This is a genomic window from Alsobacter ponti (assembly GCF_024294805.1).
In the GTDB taxonomy this organism is placed as follows: Bacteria; Pseudomonadota; Alphaproteobacteria; order Rhizobiales; family Beijerinckiaceae; genus Alsobacter; species Alsobacter ponti.
In genome coordinates this window covers 281,945-290,600 of record NZ_JANCLU010000004.1, presented here as the reverse complement: position 1 = coordinate 290,600, position 8,656 = coordinate 281,945, and the positions used below count along the sequence as shown (strand labels likewise).

Here is an 8,656-nt window from a genome sequence, read left to right as displayed (position 1 = left end):
ATCGGCCACGCTGCAGACGCCCCTTCCTCGGGTGAGGACGAGAGCCATATAGGCATAAATTCCTGCGAATGTCAAGCTCGACTTGAGCAGAGGTCGCCGAAACCCATTGCTGTCGCCCCCGGGTTTCGGGAACGGGGTGGCGGGCTGGCTTCCGTCAGTCGGGCTGCGGGCCTCCGGCCCGCCCGTCCCCGGGATGCCGGAGCCTTGGCGGAGGCAGGCCCGGGGCCCAGCGCAATATGTCGCGCGCCAGCGCGTCCTGATGGCCTTTTCCATTGAGCGCCGCTTCGCGGCAGCATCCATGCGCTGGCTCCCGGATACCCCTCCGCTACGCTGCGGGGTTCCGGGAACGGGGCGGGCGGAAGCCCGCCCTTGGCGCTTTCGCTGCGGGGTTCTGGGACGGGCGGACTGGCGTCCGCCCTTTGCGCTGTCGCTGCGGGGTTCCGGGGACGGGCGGGCGGAAGCCCGCCCTTGGCGCTGCCCTCTGCGAGATTCGGAGCCGGGCGGACGCCGTCCGCTCTTTGCGCCATCGCTTCGGGGCTCAGCGAATGGCGCACTCTTTCTCAGCTTCGCGGCGAGAGTCCGGAAACCGTCGAACGGCATTCGCCTTTCTGACGTTGGCGGCGTCGGCGCTCGCGTCGCCGGATCGCCGGCCGGGCTTTGCCCCCGCGTGTCTCTAGGCCTTGGGGGCCTTCGCGGCGCGCGGCTTGGCGGCGGCAGTCTTTGCCGCGCTGGGGCTGACCCTGATCTTGCCGAGCCCGGCGGCCTTGGCGAGTTCCGAGCGTTGCTTCGCGTAATTGGGCGCGACCATCGGATAGTTCGACGGCAGGCCCCATTTCTCGCGATATTGCTCGGGCGTCAGCCCGCGGCCGGCCAGATGACGCTTCAGCGACTTGTAGCGCTGGCCGTCCTCGAGGCTCACCAGGTAGTCAGGCGTGACGGACTTGCGGATCGGAACCGGGGGCGCCGGCTTCGCCGCCGGGCCGTTATGCGGGTCCTGCGCGGTCGCCACGCTGTTCAGGGCCGAGTGGACGGACGCGATCAGGGCAGCAATCCCCGAGGCCGGGATCGAATTATTGCTGACGTAGGCAGCCACGATCGTCGCGGCGTGCTCTACCAGTCCGCCCGAAATAGACTTGTCGTCCAAGTGACCTTCTCCCCACCGAATAAGACCGTCAATCCTTACGCCAGCAAGTAAGTCTTGACTAGCGCCAACTCACGATACCACCGAATACGTACGGCGGAATAGCGAATTTGGTCGAACGATACTACTCAGGGAGGTAGAATAAGCCCGCAACACAACCTGAACCTGCATCCCGGGCGGGAGCGAATCAGGATCGGGCGGGCCTCAGCCCGGCTGGCGCATCTCCACGTAGCCGGCGCGGTTCATGCACGACGCGAAGGCTCGCCACTGCAGCACGCCGCTCGTCGTCGCCTCCTCCTCGCAACGCGCCTTGTCGGCCTCGCCCTGCGCGCGCAAGGCGGGATCGGTGGCCATGCGCCGGCCGTCGGTGCGCGCCCACAGCACGTTGTCGCCCAGCTGCGCCATGGCGACCGCCGGCTGCGGCTCGTACACGGTCCGCGTTTGCGGCATGCACCCGGCGAGGGCGAGCGCGGCGGCGCAGCTGAACAGGACAGGCTTCATCGGCTTCATCTCCGGGACCGTATCGGACGGCAACGTTGACGCCAGCCCGCCAGTTCCGTCAATCGCGGCCCCTTGCGCGGCCGCGCCGCGCGCGCCACCCCGAATCGCGCGGATCAGATTATGACGGTGCTGTCCTTTCCCGTCGCCCGCACCGGGCAGGAGACCCGCATGGCGGCTCCCGGATCGCCTCCACCATGACGCCCATCACGCGCGCCGCCTGCGTGCTGGGGCTCACCCAGGTGCTGGCCTTCGGCTCGACCTACTACCTCACCGGGCCGCTCGGCGGGCGCATCGCGGCCGACACGGGCTGGAGCCTCGGCTGGGTGATGAGCGGTTCGTCGCTGGGCTTGCTCGGCGCGGGCCTCGTCGCGCCGCGCATCGGCCGCATCATCGATCGGCGGGGCGGCCGCCCCGTGCTGATGGCCAGCTCCGTGCTGTTCGCGGCAGGGCTGGTGGCGCTGTCGCTCGCGCCCACCCTGCCGCTCTGGCTCGCCGCGTGGCTTTTGATCGGCACGGGCATGGGTTCCGGCCTCTACGACGCGGCGTTCAGCACGCTGGGACGGCTCTACGGACGAGACGCCCGCAGCGGAATCACCACCGTCACGGTGTTCGGCGGCTTCGCCAGCACGGTGTGCTGGCCGCTCAGCGCCTGGCTTGGGGCGGAGCTGGGCTGGCGAGGCGCCTGCGCCGTCTACGCCGTCCTGCACCTCGTCGTGGCTCTGCCGCTGTACGCCTGGCTGGTGCCGGCGCTGCCGGCGCGTCCCGCCGCGACGCCGGGCGTCGCCGCCGGCGAGGCGCCGGCCGCGACCGCTCCCTCGCAAGCGCCCCGCGATCACCTCACGGTGTTCCTGTGCCTGGCGGCGCTGCTCACCGTGTTCGCCGTCGTGCCGACGGCCCTGCTGGTGCATTTGATCAACCTCCTGCAAGGGCGGGGCATGAGCCTCGACCAGGCGGTCGCGCTGGGGGCGCTGTTCGGCCCGGCGCAGGTCGGCGCGCGGCTGGTGGAGGGCGGGCTGGCGCGCCACTATCATCCGATCTGGACCATGACGACGGCGGTGGCGCTGGCCGCGCTCGGCCTCCTGCTGCTCGCCGCCGCGACGCCGCTGGCCGCCCTCGCGCTGGCGTTGTTCGGAGCGGGCAACGGCGTCTATTCGATCGCGCGCGGCACGCTTCCGCTCAGCCTGTTCGGCCCGGGCCAGTACGCGCGGCTGATGGGACGGCTGGCGATGCCCGCCCTGCTGGCGCAGGCCGCCGCCCCCGCCCTGTCGGCGCTGGCGATGGAGCGTTTCGGGGGCGACGTGCTGCTATGGGCGCTGGTGGCGGCGGCGTTCGCAAGCCTGGCGCTCGTCGGCGTGCTGTGGCGCGTCAGCGCGACGCTGCGCGCCGGCAGGCCATAGCACCGCGACGGCTGCGCTAGATCGGAGACGACGAAGGGGGAACGAAAACGGGAGGCGGCGGCGCGTTCCTGAGGGGGATGCCGCGCCGCGCGACCCGGGGCGATGTGTTCCAAACCCCCGGTGGGCTGTCACGACCGAGGGGAGGCTGGGCTCGCTGTTGCAACAGGGTGGAAGCCATGACCCGCGAACCGAGCAACTTCATGATTGAATCCGCGTAGGTCACGGTCAATATACAGATTCGTTATGTTGTATCTGCTTCCGTCTTCCGACAATCGCGCGCGAGTCTTCTTGCGTTCGACGATTGCCCGGCATCAAGCTCATGCTTCATCGAGTCGAGATTCATGTCGACACCTCCGTCGCTCTCCTCTCCGCCGGCCGGTCCGGCCGCCGCGGCGGCGACTGACGAGCCGTTCTGGCGGCAGCCCGCGCCGGCGCTGCTGGCCGCGGCGGGCGCGAGCCTCGAGGGGCTGACGTCGGCCGAAGCCGAGCGGCGGCTCACCGAGTTCGGCCGCAACGTCGTGCAGGAGCCGATCCGCCGGCGGCTGATCGCCAAAATCGTCCGGCGGGTCGCCGAGCCGCTGATCGCCATCCTCATCGTCGCGGCGCTGGTGTCGGCGGCGTTGGGCGATCACGCCAGCTTCGTCATCATCGTCGCGATCATCGCCATCTCGACGACGCTGGACGTCAGCCAGGAGCATCGCGCCGAGGGCGTCGCCGACGCGCTGAAGCGCTCTGTCGGCGTCCAGGCGCGCGTCCGGCGCGACGGCGCGCTGGCGGGGGTCCCGGTGGAGGGGGTGGTCCCCGGCGACATCGTCGCCCTGCGCGCCGGCGACCTCGTGCCGGCCGATGGCGTGGTGCTGGAGGCGCGCGGCGCGCACTCCGACGAGGCCATCCTCACCGGCGAGGCCTTCCCGGTCGAGAAGCGGCCGGGCGTCTGCGCATCCGTGCTGCCGGCCGACGCCTTCAACGCGCTGTTCGGCGGCACGGCGATGGTGGCGGGCGAGGCGACGATGCTGGTGGTGGCGACCGGCGCGCGGACGCGCTTCGGCGGCATCGCGGCGGCGCTGGAGGCGAGCCAGCCGCCCACCGCCTTCGAGCGCGGGCTGCACGGCCTCGGCATGCTGATCGTGCGCATGACGACGTTCCTGCTGCTGCTCGTGCTGCTGGCCAACCTGGCGCTCGGGCGGCCGGCGATGGAGGCGTTCCTGTTCGCCGTGGCGCTCGCCATCGGGCTCACGCCCGGCCTGCTGCCGATGGTGATGACGGTGACGCTGTCGCGCGGCGCGCTGCGCCTCGCCCGGCGCAAGGTCATCGTCAAGCGCCTGTCGGCCATCCACGACCTCGGGGCGATGGACGTGCTGTGCGCCGACAAGACGGGCACGCTGACGCAGGCGCGCATCTCGCTCGTCGCGCACGTGGACGCCGTCGGCGCGACCTCCGGCCGCGTGCTGGAGCTCGCCACGCTCAACAGCCGCTTCGAGAGCGGCATCCGCAGCCCGCTCGACGACGCCATCCTCGAGAGCGGCGAGGCCGTCGACCTGACGGGCTGGAGCGCCGTGGCCGACGCGCCGTTCGACTTCGAACGGCGCCGCGTCTCGGTGCTGGCCGCCCATGGCGGCGACAGGCTGTTGGTGGTGAAGGGCGCGCCCGAGACCATCATCGAGCGCGCCACGCGGGTGGAGCAGGCGGGCGGCGGGCTGGCGCCGCTCGACGCGGCGTTGCGCGCGCGGCTGGACGCCTTCCAGCAGGAGCAGGCCGCGCAGGGGCTGCGCTGCCTCGGCATCGCCTGGCGCGCCATGCCGGCCGACCAGGCGTCGGCGGACGCCGAGGACGAGACAGACCTGACATTCGCCGGCTTCTGCGTGTTCGTGGATCCGCCCAAGCCGTCCGCCGCCGTGGCCATCGCGCGGCTGGAGCGCGCCGGCGTGCGCATCAAGATCATTTCGGGCGACACCGCCCCGGTGTTGCGCCACATTGTCGAGGCGCTCGGCCTGAAGGCGCACCGGCTGATCACCGGCGCGGAGGTCGAGACGCTGACGGACGTGGCGCTCGCCGGGCGGGTGGCGCACGTGGACCTGTTCGCGCGCGTCACGCCCGAGCAGAAGGCCCGCATCGTGCGCGCGCTGCGCGCCAGCGGCCACACGGTGGGGTTCATCGGGGACGGCATCAACGACGCGCCGGCCATCAAGGCGGCGGACGCCGGGCTGTCCGTCGACGGCGCGTCCGACGTGGCGCGCGCCGCCGCCGACCTGATCCTGCTGGAGCACGATCTCGGCGTCATCGCCGACGGCGTCATCGAGGGGCGGCGCACCTACGCCAACATCATGAAGTATGTCCGCATGGGCACCTCGTCGAACTTCGGCAACATGATCTCGATGGCGCTCGCCTCGCTGTTCCTGCCGTTTCTGCCGCTGACGCCGGTGCAGGTGCTGCTCAACGACCTGCTCTACGACATCAGCGAGACCGGCGTGTCGTTCGACGCGGTCGACGAGCAGGAGATCGCCCGCCCGCACGACTGGAGCATGCCGGAGGTGTGGCGCTTCGCGCTGGTGATGGGGCCGCTCTCGTCGGTGTTCGACATCGCCACGTTCCTGGCGCTGACCTTCGTGTTCGACGCGCCGGTGGAGACGTTCAGGACCGCCTGGTTCGTGGAATCGATGGCGACGCAGCTGCTCGTCGTGTTCCTTATCCGCACCTCGCTGCCGTTCTGGACCAGCCGGCCGCACCGCGTGCTGGTGGTCACCTCGCTCGGGGCGCTCGCCGTGGCGCTCGGGGTGGCGATGACGCCGCTCGGCCGGCTCGTCGGCTTCGAGCCGCTGCCCGGCGCGGTGCTGGCCTGCATTGTCGGGCTGGTGGCGCTCTACCTCGCCTGCGCCGAGGCGCTGAAGCGGGTCGGCTTCGGCCCCCGCCACCCCACGAGGCGGCCGCACGAGCGGACCCGGCTGGACGCAGGCCGGAAACAATTGTAGCGGACGCGGGCCGGGCTTCGCGCACCCCCGCGCCCGGGGAGTCCACCGCGTGTCGCCCAGAGACCTGTCCGCCTTCGTCGCCCTGGCGTTGATCTGGGGCCTGTCCTTTCTGGTGATCCTGCGCATCGTCGCCGCGTTCGGCTTTGTCGGCGCGGTCAGCTTCCGCGCCTTCGTGGCCGGGGCGACGCTGCTCATCGTCGCCGCCCTGACGCGCCGGCGGCTCAGCTTCGGCGGGGCGCGCTGGCGTCAATACGCGACCGTGGGGGCGACGACGGTCGCCGGGCAGCTGATCGGCCTCAACTACGCGACGCCGCGCATCGGCACCGCGATGGCGGCCATCCTGGTCGCCTCGATCCCGCTCTTCTCGATGGTGATCGCGCAGGCCTGGGGTCTGGAGCGCATGACGCCGGCGCGGCTGGTCGGGCTCGGCTTCGGCCTGCTGGGCATCGTGATGCTGGTGGGCTTTCCGCCCGTCGAGCCGAGCTGGACCTTCCTGCTCGGGTGCCTGTGCGGGCTCGCCGCCTCGTTCTCGGCGGCGTTCGGCAGCGTCTACGCCAGCCGCGCGCTGCGCAAGGTGGGGGCGTGGGAGGTGACCATCGCCGCCTTCCTGTTCGGCGGGGCGATGACGCTTCCCCTGCTGGCGCTCGTTCCCGTTCCGGGCTGGCCACGTCCGGTCGACTATCTCTATCTGCTGATCGCCGGCTGCCTGATGAGCGCGCTCACCTACACGCTCTATTTCCGGCTGGTGGCCACCATCGGCGCGACCAGGGCGATCAGCGTGGAGTTCGCCGTCACCCTCGTCGCCGTGCTGGTCGGCGCGCTGGCGCTCGACGAGCCGATCTCGGCGATGCAGCTCGCCGGCGCGGCGTGCGTGGTGCTGGGCTGCGCGCTGGTGCTCGGGCTCGCTCCGGGCCGTTTCCGCTCCTCCTAGGGCCGCGCGGCGGCCGGAAAAGAAAGGGGCCGCCGGACAGATGTCCCGCGGCCCAAGTCAAGGGAGGAAACGCCCTAGGAGGGCAGACCGCACACTGAATCCTTTCATGCTGCATTGCAACATACGATTTTGCAATGCAGCAATGCGCCTTGGGGGCGAGCCGCCTGGAGCTCCGGGGGAACGTCCCCCGCGCGCCGTTCCACGCCGCATGCGACGGCGCTTCGCCGATCCTGGGACGCATGGCCAAAGTCCGCCGTCGGTGGTTGGAGCCCGCATCCCCCTATAGCCCGCGACCAGCCCCGCTTTTGTCCCGGAATTCGCGAATATGGTTAAGCTGCGGGTCGCATCCGCCGGAATTTCCCTTGAGCATCAAGCGTGCGCGCCCGCACAACTACTCAATCCGTGACTCGGCAAATTGTTACTCATGTGTTAATTAAACACATCATTAACGATTAAAACGGAGTGGGTCTGTGAGCGGGAGTGGGCACAGGCTGCGCGCCGGACTGCTGGGCGCGGTCTTCCTCGGGCTGGCGGGAACGGCGGTCCAGGCGCAGGACGTGAGCGGGCGCGCCGTCGAGGTGCTTCCGGACGTCGCCGCCGCGCGCGGGGGCAACGTTCGCAACGTCGTGGCGATGCAGCCCGTGTACATGGGCGACCGAATCCAGACGGGACCTGTCGGCCAGGCCCAGCTACTCTTCAGCGACGAGACGAGGCTGGTGGTCGGGCCGGGCTCCAGCCTGATGCTCGAGCAGTATCTGCTCCAGAGCGCCAGCACCAACACGGTCAGCCGGTTCTCGATCAACGCGCTGCGCGGCACCTTCCGGTTCATCACCGGCGACAGCCCCAAGCCGTCCTACGCCATCAAGACGCCGACGGCGACGATCGGCATCCGCGGCACGGAATTCGACCTCAACGTCCGCCCTAACGGCCAGACGCAGTTCGTGCTGCTCAGCGGCGCGGCGACCATTTGCGGCGCGGGCTCCTGCATCGAGGCGACGCAGGCCTGCAGCATGATCGAGATCCCGCGCGGCGGCTCGCCGCGCCAGATCACCTCGATGGAAGACCGCGACCGGCGTCTGAAGGCGGACTTCCCCTACATCAGCAACCAGAACGCCACGGTCCGCCAGGACTTCCGGGCGCAGACCTCCTCGTGCTCGGACCAGCGGGCCGTGCTCGAAGGCAAGCCGATCCCACCACCGCCTCCTCAGGCCGTCGCGGCCGTGCGCCCGCCGCCGCCCCCGCCGCCTCCGCCGGTGGAACCGCCCCCGCCTCCGCCTCCCCCGCCGGCCCTGCCGGCCAACCCCGGCAACGGCAAGCCCGTGGGCAAGGCCGGCGAGACGCCCGGCGGCGGCAATTTCGGCAATGACGGAGTCAAGGGCCGGGGCGGCGTCGGCGGTGGCGGCGGCGGTGGCCAGGCCATCACGACGACGAGCTTCAGCCTCGATACGATCGGCGGCGGCGGTTCCGGCGGCGGCACCGGCGGCGCCGGCGGCAATGGCGGCGGCAGGTCGGGCGGCAGCTCCGCCGCGGCGAGCGACGGCGGCAATGGCGGCAACGGCGGCGTTGGCAACGGCGGCGGAAACGGTGGAGGCCGCGGCAATGGCAACGGCAACGCCGGCGGCAACGGAAACGGCAACGCGGGCGGCAACGGCAACGGCAATGGCCGCAACTGATCCCGGCGCGCCCGGCCGCGAGCGGCCGGGCTGCGGGTTCGTCT

6 protein-coding genes are annotated in these 8,656 nt (G+C 71.0%); 4 read left to right on the top strand and 2 right to left on the bottom strand.

Features of this window, described 5'->3' with window-relative positions; all coding sequences use genetic code 11:
- Nucleotides 1-673: 673 nt before the first annotated feature.
- Together NK718_RS06480 and NK718_RS06475 are read right to left on the bottom strand one after the other, a co-directional pair.
- Nucleotides 674-1,144 (bottom strand): Ros/MucR family transcriptional regulator, encoded by a 471-nt coding sequence (locus tag NK718_RS06480; RefSeq protein WP_254739765.1) that lies wholly within the window; start codon nucleotides 1,142-1,144, stop codon nucleotides 674-676.
- Nucleotides 1,145-1,345: 201 nt separating this feature from the next.
- Nucleotides 1,346-1,642: a hypothetical protein gene (locus tag NK718_RS06475; protein WP_254739763.1), complete on the bottom strand. Its 297-nt coding sequence runs from the start codon at nucleotides 1,640-1,642 to the stop codon at nucleotides 1,346-1,348.
- Nucleotides 1,643-1,836: 194 nt separating this feature from the next.
- Here NK718_RS06475 and NK718_RS06470 point away from each other — a divergent pair, with 194 nt between their 5' ends.
- The 4 genes from NK718_RS06470 (at nucleotide 1,837) to NK718_RS22065 (ending at nucleotide 8,612) form a co-directional block, all read left to right on the top strand.
- Complete coding sequence (locus tag NK718_RS06470; protein ID WP_254739761.1) at nucleotides 1,837-3,039, top strand: MFS transporter; 1,203 nt, start codon at nucleotides 1,837-1,839, stop codon at nucleotides 3,037-3,039.
- 341 nt (nucleotides 3,040-3,380) lie between these two features.
- Nucleotides 3,381-6,008, top strand: a complete 2,628-nt coding sequence (gene mgtA / locus NK718_RS06465; RefSeq protein WP_254739759.1) for a magnesium-translocating P-type ATPase — start codon at nucleotides 3,381-3,383, stop codon at nucleotides 6,006-6,008.
- A gap of 49 nt (nucleotides 6,009-6,057) precedes the next feature.
- Nucleotides 6,058-6,939 (top strand): DMT family transporter, encoded by an 882-nt coding sequence (locus NK718_RS06460; RefSeq protein WP_254739757.1) that lies wholly within the window; start codon nucleotides 6,058-6,060, stop codon nucleotides 6,937-6,939.
- 470 nt (nucleotides 6,940-7,409) lie between these two features.
- Nucleotides 7,410-8,612: a FecR family protein gene (locus NK718_RS22065; protein ID WP_371877230.1), complete on the top strand. Its 1,203-nt coding sequence runs from the start codon at nucleotides 7,410-7,412 to the stop codon at nucleotides 8,610-8,612.
- Nucleotides 8,613-8,656: the final 44 nt, after the last annotated feature.